The 17,600-nt window shown below is 69.1% G+C and carries 12 protein-coding genes; 5 read left to right on the forward strand and 7 right to left on the reverse strand.

Annotation, left to right across the window (positions count from 1 at the left end; all coding sequences use genetic code 11):
• Positions 1–9 precede the first annotated feature (9 nt).
• Entirely contained in the window at positions 10–759 is a 750-nt protein-coding gene (gene pgeF / locus AB7878_RS05545) for a peptidoglycan editing factor PgeF (protein WP_369493399.1), read from the reverse strand.
• Positions 760–892: 133 nt separating this feature from the next.
• Entirely contained in the window at positions 893–1,867 is a 975-nt protein-coding gene (rluD, locus tag AB7878_RS05550; RefSeq protein WP_369493400.1) for a 23S rRNA pseudouridine(1911/1915/1917) synthase RluD, read from the reverse strand.
• A gap of 93 nt (positions 1,868–1,960) precedes the next feature.
• Between rluD and AB7878_RS05555 the strand changes: the two genes are divergently transcribed.
• Entirely contained in the window at positions 1,961–2,827 is an 867-nt protein-coding gene (locus tag AB7878_RS05555) for an outer membrane protein assembly factor BamD (protein WP_369493401.1), read from the forward strand.
• Between the two features lie 244 nt (positions 2,828–3,071).
• Here AB7878_RS05555 and AB7878_RS05560 read toward each other — a convergent pair whose 3' ends face one another.
• Both AB7878_RS05560 and AB7878_RS05565 read right to left on the reverse strand, forming a co-directional pair.
• Complete coding sequence (locus AB7878_RS05560; protein WP_369493402.1) at positions 3,072–4,694, reverse strand: NAD+ synthase; 1,623 nt, start codon at positions 4,692–4,694, stop codon at positions 3,072–3,074.
• 100 nt (positions 4,695–4,794) lie between these two features.
• Entirely contained in the window at positions 4,795–5,412 is a 618-nt protein-coding gene (locus AB7878_RS05565; RefSeq protein ID WP_369493403.1) for a LysE/ArgO family amino acid transporter, read from the reverse strand.
• Positions 5,413–5,514: 102 nt separating this feature from the next.
• Between AB7878_RS05565 and AB7878_RS05570 the strand changes: the two genes are divergently transcribed.
• Positions 5,515–6,417 carry a LysR family transcriptional regulator ArgP gene (locus tag AB7878_RS05570; protein ID WP_369493404.1) on the forward strand — a complete coding sequence of 301 codons (903 nt, stop codon included), beginning with the start codon at positions 5,515–5,517 and terminating at the stop codon, positions 6,415–6,417.
• Between the two features lie 81 nt (positions 6,418–6,498).
• Here AB7878_RS05570 and sucD read toward each other — a convergent pair whose 3' ends face one another.
• The gene (gene sucD / locus AB7878_RS05575) at positions 6,499–7,374 is read right to left on the reverse strand and encodes a succinate--CoA ligase subunit alpha (RefSeq protein ID WP_369493405.1); all 876 of its coding nucleotides are present in this window, start codon (positions 7,372–7,374) and stop codon (positions 6,499–6,501) included.
• A gap of 90 nt (positions 7,375–7,464) precedes the next feature.
• Positions 7,465–8,625 carry an ADP-forming succinate--CoA ligase subunit beta gene (gene sucC, locus AB7878_RS05580; RefSeq protein ID WP_369493406.1) on the reverse strand — a complete coding sequence of 387 codons (1,161 nt, stop codon included), beginning with the start codon at positions 8,623–8,625 and terminating at the stop codon, positions 7,465–7,467.
• Between the two features lie 336 nt (positions 8,626–8,961).
• Here sucC and AB7878_RS05585 point away from each other — a divergent pair, with 336 nt between their 5' ends.
• Positions 8,962–10,605: a sensor histidine kinase gene (locus AB7878_RS05585; protein ID WP_369493407.1), complete on the forward strand. Its 1,644-nt coding sequence runs from the start codon at positions 8,962–8,964 to the stop codon at positions 10,603–10,605.
• Positions 10,606–10,621: 16 nt separating this feature from the next.
• On the opposite strand, the gene AB7878_RS05590 is transcribed toward AB7878_RS05585, so the two are convergent.
• Entirely contained in the window at positions 10,622–11,581 is a 960-nt protein-coding gene (locus tag AB7878_RS05590) for a LacI family DNA-binding transcriptional regulator (protein WP_369495723.1), read from the reverse strand.
• 290 nt (positions 11,582–11,871) lie between these two features.
• On the opposite strand from AB7878_RS05590, the gene pgmB reads away from it, so the two are divergent.
• Together pgmB and AB7878_RS05600 are read left to right on the forward strand one after the other, a co-directional pair.
• A complete protein-coding gene (gene pgmB, locus AB7878_RS05595; RefSeq protein ID WP_369493408.1) occupies positions 11,872–14,955 on the forward strand; it encodes a beta-phosphoglucomutase in 3,084 nt (1,027 codons plus the stop codon).
• A 14-nt stretch (positions 14,956–14,969) separates the two neighbouring features.
• Positions 14,970–17,498 carry a TonB-dependent receptor gene (locus AB7878_RS05600; RefSeq protein ID WP_369493409.1) on the forward strand — a complete coding sequence of 843 codons (2,529 nt, stop codon included), beginning with the start codon at positions 14,970–14,972 and terminating at the stop codon, positions 17,496–17,498.
• Positions 17,499–17,600: the final 102 nt, after the last annotated feature.

Here is a 17,600-nt window from a genome sequence, read left to right on the forward strand (position 1 = left end):
GTGGGTTGATCAGTTGTCTGCCAACCAGACCAGACTCGCGAAGCGCCCGCTGCGCGCGCCTTCGCGCCGGTACGAGTAGAACCGCGCATCGGTGAACGTGTCGAACCCGCCACCATGCACGCGCGCCACACCGGCCGCCGCCAGACGCTGCCGCGCCAGTCCCTCCAGATCGCACTGCCAATGCCCCGGTCGGGTCGCCACGAAGCAGGAGGCTGCCGCAGGCGAGCGGTTCACGAAGGCGGTGCGCACCTCGTCGCCCACCTCGTAGGAAGGCCCGGCTATGCACGGCCCCAGCCACGCCAATAGTCGCGCGGGCGCCAGCTGCATCTGTTCAATGGTGGCTTCCAGCACGCCGGCGGCGAGGCCGCGCCAGCCCGCGTGGGCGGCGGCCATGGCTCTGCCGTCGTCGGCGCAGAACAGCACCGGCAGGCAGTCGGCGGTGAGGATCGCGAGCACGGTGCCAGGGATGCGCGAGACCGCGGCGTCGGCCTGCGGCTCGTGCTCGCTTGGCAGCGGACCCAGCTCGGCCACGGTGCTGCCGTGCACCTGGTGCAGCCAGCGCGGTGCGCTGGGCAGGTTCATGGCCTGCTGCAGCACGCTGCGGTTGCTGTCCACCACTTCGGCGGATTCGCCGCTGCGCAGGCCGAGGTTGAAGCGGCCGAACGGCGGCGCGGAGACGCCGGGGCCTTCGCATGTGCTCACCGCCGCGTGCACACGCGCGGGCGCCGGCCAGTCGGGGAAGATCCAGGTGTCGGTCATGTCCATCGACGCGAGTGGGGCTGGGGAGCGACAAGCATCGCATAGGCGCGCCGCTGACGCTCTGACAAGCGGGCGCGACAGGATCACCCCCACTCCGTCCCTCCCCTGCACGCAGGGGACGGAGCCGCATGAATCAATCGTCGTCGTGGCCGTGGGCGGCGAGGTCGTCGCGCAGGGCGGCGATCAGCGCGGTCATGTCGGCCGGACGTTCGGTGGTGAAGGTCAACGCCTCGCCGGTGACCGGATGTTCGAACGCCAGCCGTTCGGCATGCAGCGCCTGGCGTCGGAAGCCGCGCAGCGCGGTGACCAGTTCCGGGGCGGCACGCCTGGGCAACTTGAGGCCGCCGCCGTACAGCGGATCGCCCACCAGCGGATGGCCGATGTGGGTGAGATGCACGCGGATCTGGTGGGTGCGGCCGGTTTCCAGGTTGCACTGGAGCAGGCTGTGCGCACGGAAGCGCTCGCGCAGGCGGTAATGGGTGATGGCGTGCTTGCCGCTCTCCTCGTCGCGCACGGCCTGGCGCAGGCGGTCGCCCATGCTGCGGCCGATCGGCTCATCCACCGTACCGCCCGAAACCAGGCTGCCCAGCACCACGGCTTCGTACTGGCGCTCCACGTCGTGGCGCGACAGCATCTCCACCAGCGCGGTCATCGCGGGCAGGGTCTTGGCCACCACCATCAGGCCGGAGGTGTCCTTGTCCAGCCGATGCACGATGCCGGCGCGCGGCAGCTCGGCCAGCTTCGCGTCGTGGTGCAGCAGCGCATTGAGCAAGGTGCCGGAGGGGTTGCCGGCACCGGGGTGCACCACCAGGCCGGCCGGCTTGTCGATCACCAGCAAGTGCTCGTCCTCGTGCACGATGGCCAGCGCGATGTCCTCCGGCGCGCTGGCCACCTCGGCCTCCAGCTCGGCCTCCAGCCGCACCTGTTCACCGCCGCGCAGCAGCTGGCGGGGCGGCGCCGTGGCGCCGTCCAAGGTGGCCGCGCCGGACTTGATCCAGGCGGTGAGGCGCGAGCGCGAGTAGTCGGGGAACAACTCGGCCAGCGTCTGGTCGAACCTGCGTCCGGCCGCCGTCAGCGGCACCCGGGCTTCGTGGCGTATCGCGGTCATGCGCCGTCTCCCGCGTGGCGGGTGGCGGCGGGCCGCGGAGTGGCGCCGGTTTCGGCTATCATGCCTTTTCGCTCAAACATCTGAATCCCTTACATGCGTCCAACTATCGACTCGCTCAAGCTGCCGATGACCACCCGGTTCTGCCTCAGGACGCTCGCCGTGCTTGCCCTGGCGCTGACGATGAGCGCCTGCTCGCTGTTCGGCCACAAGCGCGACAACATCGACACCATGCCGGTGGACGCCTTGTACAACAACGCGCACACCTCGCTGGAGAATGCCGACTATTCGGCGGCGATCAAGGCCTACCAGCGCCTGATCGCCCGCTTTCCGTCCGGCGACTACAACGAGCAGTCACAACTGGAGATGGCCTACGCGCAGTACAAGGACAGCCAGTCGGACGACGCCTACTCGACGGTCAACCGCTTCATCAAGACCTATCCGGCCAACCGGCATGTGGATTATGCCTATTACCTGCGCGGCCTGATCAATTTCGATCGCACCACCGGCTTCATGGACCGCGTCTCGCGCGACAAGAAGGCGCAGTCGCGCCGCGACCAGGCCTACAACCTGCAGGCCTTCGACGATTTCGCCGAGCTGTCGCGCCGCTTCCCGAACAGCGCCTACGCGGCCGACGCGCGCCAGCGCATGATCTACCTGCGCAACGTGCTGGCGCAGTACGAGATCAACGTGGCCGAGTTCTACCTGTTCAACCGCGTCTACATCGGCGCCGCAGACCGCGCGCAGTACGTGATCGAGCACTACCAGCAGGCGCCGCAGACCGGCGACGCGCTGGCCATCCTCACCCGCAGCTACCTCGCGCTGGGCCAGGACAAGCAGGCGGATCAGGTGCGCAAGGTGCTCGCGCTCAACTACCCGGAGCATCCCTACCTGAAGGATGCGAAGTGGCCGCACGAGGTGTCGATCTGGCGCAAGATGGTGCCGTTCGCCAGACACCACTGAGGCGTTGGACCGAAGGGAACAAAAACCGGCGAGCGATCGCCGGTTTTTTTGTGGCCGCCCTCCTTGGCGGCCGTTCTGCGGGCCATCGCTGACGCGATGTCAAAAATCGCTCCCGGCGATTTTTTGTGTCCGGTTGCCCTCTCCCTAACCCTCTCCCCAACCCTCTCCCGCAAGCGGGAGAGGGGGCGATCGTGCCGTGCGGGTTCGCGGTTACGCACCTGGTGGCGAACGTTCGCGTCGAGGGTCAACGCCAACCAGAGGTTATGGGATAGCGCCGCTCGCGGCCGAAGGCGCGGCAGGTGACGCGCGGCCCCGGCGCCGACTGGCGGCGCTTGAACTCGTTCACCAGCACCAGCCGCACCACACGGTGCACCACGTCGGCGGCGAAGCCGGCCGCGGCGATCTCGGCCTGCGACTGCTCGCCCTCGATGAAGCGCGCGAGGATCGCGTCCAGCACCTCGTAGGACGGCAGCGAATCCTGGTCGGTCTGGTTGTCGCGCAGCTCGGCCGAGGGCGGGCGGTCGATCACCGCGGCCGGGATCACCTCCTCGCCGCCGGCCTGCGCGTTGCGCCAGCGCGCAAGGCGGTACACCACGGTCTTGTAGACGTCCTTGAGCGGCGCGTAGGCGCCGCACATGTCGCCGTACAGCGTGCAATAGCCCACCGCCATCTCGCTCTTGTTGCCGGTGGCGAGCAGCAGCTTGCCGTGCTTGTTGGACAGCGCCATCAGCATCACGCCGCGGGTGCGCGACTGCAGGTTTTCCTCGGTGGTGTCGACACCCTTGCCGGCGAAGGCGGGCGTCAGCGCGTGGATGAAGGAATCCACGGTAGGCTCCACGTCGATCACGTGGTAGTCCACACCCAGCCGCTCGGCCTGCATGCGTGCGCCATCCAGCGACAGCTGCGACGTGTAGCGGGTAGGCATCATCACCGCGGTGACGCGTCCGGCACCCAGCGCATCCACCGCCAGCGCCAGGGTCAGCGCCGAGTCGATGCCGCCGGACAGTCCCAGCAGCACGCCGGGGAATCCGTTCTTGTCGATGTAGTCGCGGATGCCGCGCACCAGCGCGGCGTACAGCACGGCCTCGCTGCACGCATCGTCCGGCTCCGGCCAGCCTTCGGCCTGCAGCGTGCGCGTGGCCGGGTCGAACTCGGCCCACAGCAATGCGTCGACGAAGGCCGGCGCGCGCGCGGCGACCGTACCGTCGCCGTTCACCAGCAGCGAACCGCCGTCGTAGACCACCTCGTCCTGGCCGCCGACCAGGTTGAGGTAGGCGAACGCGCAACCGGTTTCCTGCGCGCGCGCGACCAGCACCGCCTCGCGCTCGGCCTGCTTGGCGTCGTCCCAGGGCGAGGCATTGATCACCACGATCAGCTCGGCGCCGGCACGGGCCGCGGCGGCGGCCGGCTCGGGGCGCCACACGTCCTCGCAGATCAAGAGGCCGATGCGCACGCCGGCCAGCGTGGCGAGCGCACTGGCGTGGCCGGGGCGGAAATAGCGCTTGTCGTCGAACACGCCGTAGTTCGGGAGTGCCTGCTTGTGCGCGAGCTGGGCGACGCGACCCTCGCGCAGCAGCGCGGCGGCGTTGTACACCTCGCCCTCGCTGTGCGGGAAACCGACCAGTGCGGCCAGGCCGTTCGTCCCGGCCGCCAGCGCTTCCAGCTCCTGCTGACAGGCGGCGAGGAAGCTGGGGCGCAGCAGCAGGTCTTCCGGCGGGTAGCCGGAGAGGGTCAGCTCGGGGAACACCACGAGGTCGGCGCCGCCGCTGCGGGCCTGCGCCATCAGGTCGCCCACCTTCGCGGCATTCGCCGCGACCGCGCCGACCGGGAAATCGTGCTGGGCCAGCGCCAGTCTCAGGACAGCCATGGATCGAGCTCTTCGGGGGATGGAATCGGGGACGAAATGGTAGTGCATCGCCATCCGGACAAGCGGTTCCGATACTTCCGGCGCCCGTCGCCCGCCGACCTCAGGCCATCGGCTGCCACAGCAGCAGGGCGGCCAGCGTCCACATCAGCACCGCCACCAGCACGTCGAACACGCGCCAGGCGGCCGGGCTGCGGAATACCGGCAGCAGCAGTCGCGCGCCGTAGCCGAGCGCCGTGAACCACAGCACGCTGGCCGTGCCGGCACCCGCGGCGAACGACCAGCGGCCGGCGCCGTCGTAATGCGTGGACAGGCTGCCGAGCAGCACCACGGTGTCCAGGTAGACGTGCGGGTTGAGCAGGGTGAAGCCGAGGCAGGCCAGCACCGTGCGCCCCAGCCCGTCCGCCGCCGCGTCGGCCGGGCGCAGGCCGCTTTCGCCGCGCCAGGCGCGTCGCGCGGCCAGCAGGCCATACGCGGCCAGGAAGGCCGCCCCGACGTAACGCAGCAGCTGCAGCAGCCCGGGCTGCCGTTGCACCGCCAGCCCCATGCCGGCCACGCCCAGCACGATCAGCGCGAGATCGGCCAGCACGCAGACCAGCACCACCGCGCCGACATGACGGCGCTGCAACCCCTGGCGCAGCACGAAGGCGTTCTGCGCGCCGATGGCGACGATCAGGCCGGCGCCGGTGCCGAGTCCGGCGAAATAGGCAGATGGAAGCATGGAGACCTCGCAGGAAGTAGCCCACTTTCGGATGGCCGTCTGCATCAGTAAAACTAAATCTGCTTAACTTGGTTCAGTTCTTCTGTATTGCCGGGAGCGCCCGTGAGCCTGCTCAATCCCCAACTGGCCGCCTTCGTCGCCGTGCTCGACGAGGGCAGTTTCGACGGCGCCGCGCGACGGCTCTCGCTGACGCCTTCGGCGATATCGCAGCGCATCAAGGCGCTGGAGGATCGCCTGGGCCAGGTGCTGGTGCTGCGCCAGTCGCCCAGCCGGGCCACGCCCGCCGGCGAGCGGCTGCTGCGCAGCGTGCAGCAGATGCGCCTGCTGGAAACCGAGACCCTGGGCGAGTTCGCGGTCGGCCCCGCACACGCCGCGCCGGCCACGGTGGCCATCGCGGTGAATGCGGATTCGCTCGCCACCTGGTTCCTCGGTGCGCTGGCCGGGCTGCACCAGCGCGACGGGCTGCTGTTCGACGTGCGGGTGGAGGACCAGGACCATTCCACCGGCCTGCTGCGCGACGGCTCGGTGCTCGGCGCGGTCACCGCCGAAGCGCACCCCGTGCAGGGCTGCAGCGTGAAGAAACTCGGCGTGATGCGCTACCTGCCGATCGCCGCGCCGGCCTTCGTCGCCCGCCACTTCGCCGACGGCGTGAACGCGGCATCGCTAGGCACGGCGCCGCTGCTGGTGTTCAACCGCAAGGACGCCCTGCAGTGGCGCTTCATGCGCAGCGTGACCCGCGCCAAACTGGCTCCGCCCATGCACTACCTGCCTTCCTCCACCGCCTTCGTGGAAGGCGCGGCGCTGGGCCTGGGCTGGGCGATGGCGCCGGAAGCCATGCTGGAACAACCCTTCGCCCGCGACGAGTTGCAGCCGATCGCGCCCGGACGCTGGCTGGACGTGCCGCTGTACTGGCAGCACTGGGCTATCCGCTCGACCATCCTGGCCAAGGTCACCGATGCCTTGCTGCAGGCCGCACGGCAGGGCTTGCGCGACGCACGTCCCTGACGGCAACCCGTTGGTCGGAAACCCGCAAACGGAAAGGGCCGCATCGCTGCGGCCCTTTCCACGTCGGTCGTGTCGACCCGCTTACTTCTTCATCAGCTTGGCGAGCGTCTTGCCGAGGTCGGCCGGCGACTTCACCGTGGTGACGCCGGCCTTTTCCAGCGCGGCGAACTTCGCCGCAGCGGTGCCCTTGCCGCCGGAGATGATCGCGCCGGCATGGCCCATGCGCTTGCCGGCCGGGGCCGAGGCACCGGCGATGAACGACACCACCGGCTTCTTGACGTATTCGCCGATGAACTCGGCAGCGTCTTCCTCGGCGCTGCCGCCGATCTCGCCGACCATGATGATGCCCTCGGTCTGCGGATCGTCCTGGAACAGCTTCAGGCAGTCGATGAAGCTGAGGCCGTTGATCGGGTCGCCGCCGATGCCGATGCAGGTGGACTGGCCCAGGCCTTCGTTGGTGGTCTGGAACACGGCTTCATAGGTCAGCGTGCCGGAACGCGACACGATGCCGACCTTGCCCGGCTGGTGGATGTGGCCCGGCATGATGCCGATCTTGCACTCGCCCGGGGTGATCACGCCGGGGCAGTTCGGCCCGATCAGCACGGTTTCGGGATGCTGCGCCAGCACGTTCTTCACGCGCAGCATGTCCAGCACCGGGATGCCCTCGGTGATCGCCACGATCACGCGGATGCCCGCGTCCACGGCTTCGAGGATGGAATCGGCCGCGAACGGCGGCGGCACGAAGATCACCGACGCGTCGGCGCCGGTTTCGTCGACCGCTTCGGCCACCGAGTTGAAGACCGGCAGGCCGATGTGCTCGCTGCCGCCCTTGCCCGGGGTGACGCCGCCCACGACCTGGGTGCCGTAGTCCAGCGCCTGCTGTGCATGGAAGGTGCCCTGCTGGCCGGTGAAGCCTTGCACGATCACCTTGGTGTTCTTGTTGACGAGAACGCTCATTGGAATGTCCTGTGTTCGTATCCCTGTAGGAGCGCATCCTGTGCGCGACCGGAATCGCGATCGCGCACAGGGTGCGCTACTACGGGAAAATCATTTGGCGGCGGCGACGGCTTTCTGGGCCGCGTCGTTGAGGTCGTCGGCCGGCGTGATCGCCAGGCCGGAGTTGGCCAGCAGCGCGCGGCCCTGCTCCACGTTGGTGCCCTGCAGGCGCACCACCACCGGGATCTTCAGGCCCACTTCCTTCACCGCGGCGATGATGCCCTCGGCGATCAGGTCGCAGCGCACGATGCCGCCGAAGATGTTGACCAGGATGGCCTTCACCTTGTCGGAGGAGAGGATCAGCTTGAACGCCTCGGTGACGCGCTCCTTGGTGGCGCCGCCGCCCACGTCAAGGAAGTTGGCCGGCTCGCCGCCCGCCAGCTTGATCACGTCCATCGTGGCCATGGCCAGGCCCGCGCCGTTGACCATGCAGCCGATCGAGCCGTCCATGGTCACGTAGTTGAGGTTGTTCTGCACCGCGGCGGCCTCGGCGGCGTCTTCCTGGGTGAGGTCGCGCATCGCGGCCAGGTCGGCGTGGCGGAACTCGGCGTTGTCGTCGGAGTTCACCTTGCCGTCCAGCGCGGCCAGCGAACCGTCGACCAGGATCGCCAGCGGGTTCAGCTCGACCAGCGAGAGGTCCTTCTCGTTGAACAGCTTGTACAGGCCCAGCATGATCTTCGTGAGTTGGTTGACCTGCTTGGGATTCAGGTCCATCGCGAAGCCGAGCTGGCGGCACTGGTAGGGCTGCAGGCCTTCCACGAAGTCCACCACGATGGTGTGGATGTCCTCGGGGGTGTCCTTCGCCACCTGCTCGATGTCCACGCCGCCGTGCTTGGAGGCGATGAAGGAGACGGCCTTGGAGTCGCGGTCCACCAGGATCGACAGGTACAGCTCCTTGGCGATGTCGGTGGCGTCGGTGACCAGCACCAGGTTCACCGGCAGCGCGCGGCCGGCCGACTGGTAGGTCTCCATCTTCGTGCCCAGCATGCCCTTGGCGGCGGCGCGCACGTCGTCGAGGCTGCGGCAGAACTTCACGCCGCCGGCCTTGCCGCGGCCACCGGCGTGGATCTGCGCCTTGACCATCCATTGGGAACCGCCCAGCGCCTTGGCGGCGTCGACGGCGGCATCGGGGGAGTTGGCGACCTTGCCCGGCGGTACGGTGATGCCGTACTGCGCGAACAGTTCTTTGGCCTGGTATTCGTGGAAATTCATTCGATAGCCTCGAGCGAACGGGGAAAACGGCCTCGCGCGGAAGGGACGTGGCGCGGGCTTGCGGGGGTCGGACGGCGTTGTGGCCTGCCGGCGGGCGATGCGCGCGGCGATATCCCGACGAGGCGGGAACCGCGCGAAACGGCCGCCCATTTTCGCGGAAGCGGCCCCCGATGGAAAGGGGCAGCCCCGGAACCGGTCTTGGGCGGGGCATGCCGTCGGAGCGCGGACGGCCGTGCCGGGGCCGCTCACCGGGTCGCCGAAACCGTCCGCACGGCTCGAAGTTTCCACGGGGGCAACCCCTATACTCCGCCAGACCGCCCGGGAGCGCCGTACACCGTGTCCAGCACCGTCCTGCCGCAGCTCAACGCCCAGCGCCCCGTTCCGGCGGCGATCCGCCACGAGATGCTGTTCCTGAACGCCTTCCGGCTGATCCAGGCGCTGGTCTACATCGGCCTGGCGTTCGCGCCGATGCAGATCGGCGGCGTGCCGGTGAACTCGCCGCAGCTCGCCCTGCTGGTCACCCTGCCCTACCTGCTGTTTGCCGTCGCGGCGCTGGCGCTGACCGGGCGCTGCGTGCCCCACGCCAAAGCGGTCGTGTCGATCTGGCTGGTGGTGGACATCACCGCCGCGGTGCTGGCGCTCAGCGCGATCGACTACGCGCGCATCGGCATCGCGATGATGCTGGCGGTGAACCTGGGCGTGGGCGCGCTGATCCTGTCGCTGCGGCTGTCCAGCTTCTTCGCCGCGCTGGCCACGCTGGGTCTGCTCGCCCACGCGCTGCTGGCCCAGCCCGGCAGCAACGTCGGCGACCGCAACCTGCTGGAGTCGGCGCTGTTCGGCCTGGCCTATTTCGCGATCAGCACGCTGTGCCACGTGCTGGGGCGGCAGTTGCGCGCCAGCGAGGCGCTGGCCGAGCAGCGCAGCACCGACCTGGCCAACCTGTCGCAGGTCAACGAGCTGATCATCCGCCGCATGAAGACCGGCGTGCTGCTGGTGGACGACGCCAACCGCATCCACCAGATCAACGAGTCGGCCTGGATGCTGCTGGGCAACCCCAGCGCGGACCAGCGCGACCTGGGCCGGCTGGCGCCGGAGCTGTCGCGTCGGCTGTACCACTGGATGACCTCGGGCAAGCTGGACGAGACCGCCACCCAGCTCGCCGATGGCGTGCCCGAGGTGGTGCCGCGCTTCTCCCGCCTCGCGCCGAACGACGACTCGCTGGTGCTGATCTTCCTCGACGACACCTCGCTGGTCTCGCGCCGCGCCGAGGAGCTCACGCTCAGCTCGCTGGGCCGGCTGTCCGCCTCGATCGCGCATGAGATCCGGAACCCGCTGGCGGCGATCCGCTACTCGGCGCAGCTGCTGGCCGAGTCGGAAAAGATGGACAGTTCCGACCAGCGCATGGTGGAGATCATCAACAACCACTGCGTGCGGCTCAACGAGATCATCGAGAACATCCTGCAGCTGTCGCGGCGCGAACGCTCGCGACCGGAAACGCTGGACCTGGGCCGCTGGGCGCAGGGCTTCGTGGACGAATACAAGCAGGGCAACGACATCGGCAACGACACCTTGCGGGTGGTCGTGGGCGGCGCCGTCGCGGTGGCCGCGATGGCCGATCCGCAGCAGCTGCAGCAGGTGATGTGGAACCTGGTGCAGAACGCGCTGCGCTACGGTCGCCTGCCCGGCGAGCCGGCGCGGGTGATGGTGATCGTGCGCAACGGCGAGCACGGCGAGCCGATCCTGGAAGTGACCGACCGCGGCCCCGGCATCGCGCCGAAGGTGGCCGCGCAGATCTTCGAGCCGTTCTACACCACCCACGAATACGGCACCGGGCTCGGCCTGTACCTGGCCCGGCAGATGGCCGAGGCGAACCAGGCCTCGCTGGAATACGTGCGCGTGGCCGGCGGCGGCAGCTGCTTCCGCCTGCTGCTCACGCCGCCGCAGATGAACCGGCTGGCCGGCGAGGCGGCGGTCGGCTGAGCGACGCCGGCGGGGCTCAGGTCGCCCGTACGATCAGGCTGGTCGGCAGCATCTGCGAAGTCACCGGCTGGCCGTCGATCAGCGCCAGCACCTTGCGCGCGAGCAGCACGCCGCCCTCCTGCCAGTTCTGCCGCACGGTCGACAGCGGCGGCAGGAAGCTGGCGCCGTGCGGAGTGTCGTCGTAGCCCACCACCGCAACGTCGTTCGGCACCGACAGGCCCTGCTCCACCAGCGCACGGATCGCGCCCATCGCCAAGAGGTCGCTGCAGGCGAAGATCGCGTCGAAATGCACCTTGCGGGCGGCCAGCGAGCGCACCGCGTCGACGCCCGATTCCAGCGTCCAGTCCACCCGTTGCAGCAGCAGCGGCTTGATGCCGTGGCCGGCCAGCTCGTCGACGAAACCGTGCAGGCGCTGGGCCATTTCCGGGTGGTCGGAGTTGCCGATGAACACCGGGTGGCGCCGCCCGATCGACAGGAAGCGCTCGGCCACGCTGATCCCGCTGTGGCGGTTGTCGCTGCCGACCACGATATGGTTGTCCTGCGCCGACTCGGCGCCCCACACCACCATCGGCAGGCCCAGGCGGTCGTACAGCTTCACCGCGTCCTGGTGCACGCCCTGGCCCAGCAGGATCAGGCCGTCGGCGGCCTGCACCGCGGCGTTCGCCGCGTCGTGGCGGGTGGTCAGCAGCACGCTGTAGCCGGCCGAAGTCAGCTCCTGCGAGATGCCGCCAAGCAGGGACAGCGGGTAGGGGTCCCACATGGTGCGGCCGGCCGAGGGCTTCATCTCCACGATCACCGCCACCGTGTGGCTGCGCCGCAGCCGCAGGTTGCGCGCGCTGACGTTGAGCTTGTAGCCGTGTTTGCGCGCCAGCGCCTGGATGCGCTCGCGGGTTTCCGGGGTCACCAGCGGGCTCTCGGCCAGCGCCCGCGACACGGTGATCTTGGACACCCCGGCCAGCTTCGCCAGATCCGCCATGGTCAGGCCGGATTGCGCCGCGGCGGGCGACTTCTTCTTGGCGGAACTCACGAGGGCAACCCTCCGGGCGTGATGCGGGCGGCGCGGGGTCGGCCCTGGCGCGGCTAGTGTCGCCTGCGGCGGCGGCCCCGTCCAATGCTCCGGCGGAGCGCCGGCAAGCCGCGCCACAACGGCTCCACAATGAAATGTTATCGATATCTTGATATCGATATCATTCACCCGTATGCTGCGCCCGAAACCGCACCGGCGCCGTCGCGGCGCCCGCTGCAGCCACGCGAGGGGAACATCACGTGCAGACTCATGATGCGGCTCCGCCTGCCCTGTCCGCCGATGCGGGCAAGGCGCCGCATGCCGACCATGCCGCCGATCCCTGGCAGCTCGTGCGCCGTGGCCACGACCGCACCGGCTTCGCCCAGGACGAAAGCCTGTTCGCCCTCGCCAACGGCTCGCTGGGCGTGCGCGGCGGTCTGGAGGAGGACGACAGCCCCAGCCAGGGCTGCTTCCTCGCCGGGGTGTGGGAACGCTCGACTATCGCCTACCACGAACGCTTCACCGGCTATGCCCGCGCCACCGACACCCGCGTGCCGGTGGCCGACGCCAGCCGCATCCGGCTGCGGCTGGGCGACACACCGGTGCGGCTGGACGCTGGCGAGTGGCTGGCGCTGGAACGCCGGCTCGACCTGCGCGAAGGCTGCTACCGGCGCACGCTGCGCTGGCGCGCGCCGGGCGGCGGCACGCTGGAAATCACCGCGGAGCGGCTGGCGGCGCTGGACCGGCCCGGCCTGCTGGCGATCCGCTACCGCGTGCGCTCGCTCGACTACCGCGGCCCGATCACGCTGGAATCGGCGATCGACACCGCCCGCGCGGCGGTCAGCCAGGGCGACGATCCGCGCATCGGCGCGCATCTGAGCGGCGGCCTGCAACTGCACGACGCGCAGGCCGACGCCGACATCGCTTGGGTGTCCCAGCACACCACGCACAGCGGCATCCGGCTGGTCTGCGCGCAGACACATCGCCTGACCGACCCCGCGCTGGGCTTCCGCGATGCGGTGCGCACGTCGCACGGCGTGGTGCAGAACTTCGTCGGCCAGCTCGCCCCCGGCGACGAGGTGGTGCTGGAGAAATTCGCCGCCTGGGCCTGGTCGCAGCCCGAGGCCGTGGCAGCCGTCGATCCCGTCCTGCTGTCCAGTGTCACGGAAACACTGGCTTCGGCCGGCCACGCAGGTTTCCCCTCCCTGCTGGCCGGCCAGGCGGGACAACTCGATGCGCTGTGGCGCGCCACCGACCTCGCCATCGACGGCGCGCCCGAGGTGGAACAGGCGCTGCGCTTCAATCTGTTCCAGCTGTTCCAGTCCGGCAGCCGCGACGACCACGGCAGCGTGGCCGCCAAGGGGCTCACCGGCGAGGGTTACGAGGGCCACTGCTTCTGGGACGCCGAGGTCTTCATGCTGCCGGTGCTGGCCACCGCCGCGCCGGAACTCGCACGGCACATGCTGGCCTGGCGCCACGCCACCCTGGACCGCGCCCGCGCCCACGCCCGCGAGCTGAACCACGCCCGCGGCGCGCTGTACCCGTGGCGCACGATCGCCGGCGACGAATGCTCGGCCTACTTCCCCGGCGGCTCGGCGCAGTACCACATCAATGCCGACATCGCCTGGGCGATCCGGCTGTACGTGGACGCCAGCGGCGACGAGGCTTTCCTGCGCGACATGGGCGCGGAGATGCTGTGCGAGACCGCGCGCATCTGGCTGCAGATCGGCCACTTCAACCCGCGCCGCGGCGGCGCGTTCTGCATACCCGAAGTGACCGGGCCGGACGAATACTCCGCGCTGGTCGACAACAACCACTACACCAACCGCATGGCGCAGCGGCACCTGCGCGACGCCGCCGCCGCCGTCGCATGGCTGGCCGCGAAACATCCCGCCGAGCACGCCGCGCTGACGCAACGCATCGGCCTCGATGCGGACGAGGCCGCGCAATGGCGACGCGCCGCCGACGCCATGCATCTGCCGGTCGATGCGGAGCTGGGCATCTTTCCGCAGGACGACGGCTTCCTCGACAAGCCGCGACTGACGCCCGCGCAGATGCGCGACCCCGCGCTGCGGCCGCTGCTGCTGCACTGGCATCCGCTGACCATCTACCGCCACCAGGTCTGCAAGCAGGCCGACACCGTGCTGGCGCTGGTGATGGCCGGCGAGGACGTGGACGTGGCCGCCAAGCGGCGCAACCTCGACTACTACGAAGGCGTCACCGTGCACGACTCCACGCTGTCCGCCTCCAGCTTCGCGGTGCTCGCCGCCGAAACGGGGCGCGACGCGGAGGCGTACCGCTACTTCCTCGACACCTTGCGGGTGGACCTGGACGACTCGCACGGCAACGCCGGCCACGGCCTGCACATGGCGGCGATGGCCGGCAGCTGGCTGGCGCTGGGCTGGGGCTTCGGCGGCCTGCGCGTGCGGGACGGCCAGCCGTCGCTCGCGCCGCAACTGCCCGCGGCATGGAACAGCTACCGCTTCGGCCTGCGCTGGCGCGATGCGCAGCTGCGCATCGAAGTCGACGCCGCCGGCGTGCGCTACAGCCTGCTCGAAGGCGAGGCACTGGACTTCCTGCACCGCGGCCAGCCGCAGCGCCTGCGCAAGGGCGAGTCGCTGCAACTGCCGCACCCGGCCGCGCATGCGTTGAAGGCAGTGATCTTCGACCTCGACGGCGTGCTCGCCGACACCGCCGTGCTGCATCGCGCGGCGTGGGAGCAGTTGGCCACCGAGATCGACGCGCCGTTCGACGAGGCGATCGCCGAGCGCATGAAGGGCGTGGACCGCGTGGGCTCGCTGGAGATCCTGCTGGAGCGTGCTCCGCGCCGCTACAGCGACGAGGAAAAGTCCGAACTGGCCGCGCGCAAGAACGCCCGCTACGTCGAACTGATCGGCCGGCTGACCCCGGACAACCTGCTGCCCGGCGCGCGCGCCGCGGTGGAATCGGTGCGCGCCGCCGGGCTGAAGACCGCGCTGGCCTCGGCCAGCCGCAACGCGCCGCAACTGCTGGACCGGCTGGGCATCGCCGCGCTGTTCGACTGCATCGTCGACGCGAACCGCATCGCGCGCTCCAAGCCCGATCCGGAGATCTTCCTCGCCGCCGCCGCCGGGCTCGGCCTAGCGCCGGCGGACTGCCTCGGCGTGGAAGACGCCGCGGCAGGCATTGCCAGCATTCACGCCGCGGGGATGGCGGCGGTGGGAATCGGCCGGGCGGAGGCCCTGGCCGAGGCAGACGTGCTGTTGTCGAACATCGCCGCGTTCGACATCGGTCGGATAACAACGACAAGCGGCCCATCGGCTCGGCTTCCCGCCGCTGCCGCATCACCATGCAACCAGAACTGATGGGGAGTCAGAACATGAGCACTCGGATACTCACAAGCTTGACCCTGTCCGCGGCGATCGCGGCCGCCCTCGCCTCCGGCACCGCGCTGGCGCAGGACAACGGCCAGACCGCGAACGGCACGCCGGCCACGGCGAACACCGCACAGAAGGCCGACAAGAACACGAAGAACGGCAAGTCCGTGCAGGCGCTGGAGCAGGTCGTCGTCACCGGTTCGGCGAACACCGCAGGCGTGCGCAAGATCGACGCCAGCTACTCGATCACCACCGCCACCGCCGCGCAGATCCAGCAGGACAACCCGCGCAGCGCCGCCGACCTGCTGAAGATCGCGCCCGGCGTGTGGCCCGAGTCCACCGGCGGCCAGACCGGCGCGAACATCGAGATCGCCGGCTTCCCGGGCGGCGGCGACGCGCCGTTCTACACCAACCAGATCATGGGCACGCCGCTGTACGGCATGCCCTCGCTGTCGTTCTTCGAGCAGAGTTCGATGTTCCGCCTCGACGACACCGTCGACCACGTGGAGCTCCTGCTGGGCGGCCCGTCGGTGGTGTTCGGCGACGGCCAGATCGGCCTCACCTCCAACTACATCCTCAAGCAGGGCACCGACACGCCGTCCGGCAGCATCGGCGTGACCTACGGCACGGAGAACCTCAAGCGCGTCGACGGCTTCTACGGCTTCCCGATCGGCAAGGGTGGCTGGTACGGCAGCGTGGGCGGCTTCTACCGCGAGTCCAACGGCGTGCGCGATCCGCAGTTCCCCGCCGACAAGGGCGGCCAGCTCACCGCCACGCTGACCAAGGACTGGGACAACGGCTCGCTGGTGTTCTGGGCGCGCGGCCTGGACGACAAGAACCAGTTCATCACCCCGATCCCGCTGATCCAGACCGGCTCCGGCCAGTTCACCGCCTATCCCGGCTTCGACCCGCAGACCGACACCTACTACAGCAAGGCGATGCAGCACGTGTACCTGGAGAGCTATCCGGGCGGCGGCACCAGCGCGAACCTCGCCGACGGCCGCGGCGCCCAGCTCGGCTTCTTCGGCGCGAACTTCGACTGGGACTTCGGCAACGGCTGGACGGTCAGCGACAAGTTCCTGGTCGACGGCGGCAACATGGACACCAACGCGCTGTTCTCCGGCTCCAATCCGCAGACGCTGAGCTCGTGGGAAAGCGGCAACAACGTGCCCGCCGGTGCAGTCGCCACCGCCAGCTACACCAACGGCTCCGGCATCGTCACCGACCCGAACGCGGACGTGATCAGCCAGGGCTGGTGGCACATCCACAAGAACCTGAAGAGCGCGGTCAACGACTTCCGCATCAGCAAGGAACTGTTCGAGGGCAACACGCTGACCGCCGGCCTGTACCTGGCGCACTACACCGACAACGATCGCTGGTCGCTCGGCAACCCGATGCTGATGAGCAACACGCCGAACGCCACCCCGATCGCGGTGAGCTACGTGCAGAACGGCCAGACCTACCAGGTCACCAACGCGCAGGGCCTGATCTACAACGGCGGCTACAACATCACCGAGAACGGCGTGGCCACCAACAAGGCGTTCTACCTGTCCGATACCTGGAAGCTCGACAAGTGGATCTTCGATGCTTCGGCGCGGCTGGAGAACGAGGACGCACGCAACACCGTGTGCAACCTCTCGAACGTCAACATCGACGGCAACCCGAACACGCTATACGACAACAGCGTGTCGATGTGCAACGGCACCTACGCGCGCACCTCCTACAACAAGACCCACACCTCGTGGACGGCCGGCGCCACCTACAAGATCCAGGACGACATGGCCGTCTACGCCCGCGCCAACAAGGGCGTGCACTTCAACGGCTTCGACGACCTGCGCGGCAGCGTCACCGGCGACACGCCGCCGGTGCTGAAGATCCAGAACTTCGAGGTGGGCTGGAAGTACCAGATCCCGGTGTTCAGCGCCGACATCTCGTACTACCACCGCCAGTTCGACGGCCTGAGCTACCAGCCTTCGAGCTTCGGCGTGCCATTCGGCAGCAAGACCACCTACGGTTCGGATACCAAGGGCATCAACTTCACCCTGCACGCGAACACGCCGGACCAGATCTTCTCGGTGACCGCGGTCGGCAACTGGATGGAAGGCCACTACACGCACTTCGAGGGCAACGCGGAGTTCTCCGGCCTCAACGGCATCTTCTACGGCACCTACGAGGGCAAGCAGCTGCAGCGGCAACCGAAGTTCCAGGTCCGCCTGACCCCGGCCCTGCGCCTCCCCACCGCCTACGGCGACCTGCGGCTGTGGGTGACCATGGAATACGTGGGCAACCACACCCAGGACCAGCTGGCCCTGCAGCAACTGGGCACCTACACCGACTTCAGCGTGGGCGCGCAGTACAACTACGGTCCGCACTGGCTGTTCACCCTGGTCGGTTCCAACGTGACCGACGCGCTGGGCCTCACCGAATCGAACTCGCGCATCGCGGGCTCGGCAGCCGGCGCCTCGGGCGTGATCCTGGCCCGTCCGCTGGAAGGCCACGAGTACAACCTGCAGGTGAAGTACCAGTTCTGAGGAGGCTGTGCTCTTGCTCGTCATCCCGGCCCAGGCCGGAATGACGAGCAAGAAGCCGACTGTTCAGACGCTCCCTGAGCTAACGTTTGCCCCGCGTAGCGG

This window comes from Rhodanobacter humi, assembly GCF_041107455.1.
In the GTDB taxonomy this organism is placed as follows: domain Bacteria; phylum Pseudomonadota; class Gammaproteobacteria; order Xanthomonadales; family Rhodanobacteraceae; genus Rhodanobacter_A.

Bases quoted from the DNA above. Each gene is read 5' to 3' on its own strand.
- pgeF (WP_369493399.1), bottom strand. From the start codon at position 759: ATGACCGACACCTGGATCTTCCCCGACTGGCCGGCGCCCGCGCGTGTG.
- rluD (WP_369493400.1), bottom strand. From the start codon at position 1,867: ATGACCGCGATACGCCACGAAGCCCGGGTGCCGCTGACGGCGGCCGGA.
- AB7878_RS05555 (WP_369493401.1), top strand. From the start codon at position 1,961: ATGCGTCCAACTATCGACTCGCTCAAGCTGCCGATGACCACCCGGTTC.
- AB7878_RS05560 (WP_369493402.1), bottom strand. From the start codon at position 4,694: ATGGCTGTCCTGAGACTGGCGCTGGCCCAGCACGATTTCCCGGTCGGC.
- AB7878_RS05565 (WP_369493403.1), bottom strand. From the start codon at position 5,412: ATGCTTCCATCTGCCTATTTCGCCGGACTCGGCACCGGCGCCGGCCTG.
- sucD (WP_369493405.1), bottom strand. From the start codon at position 7,374: ATGAGCGTTCTCGTCAACAAGAACACCAAGGTGATCGTGCAAGGCTTC.
- sucC (WP_369493406.1), bottom strand. From the start codon at position 8,625: ATGAATTTCCACGAATACCAGGCCAAAGAACTGTTCGCGCAGTACGGC.
- AB7878_RS05590 (WP_369495723.1), bottom strand. From the start codon at position 11,581: ATGGCGGATCTGGCGAAGCTGGCCGGGGTGTCCAAGATCACCGTGTCG.
- AB7878_RS05600 (WP_369493409.1), top strand. From the start codon at position 14,970: ATGAGCACTCGGATACTCACAAGCTTGACCCTGTCCGCGGCGATCGCG.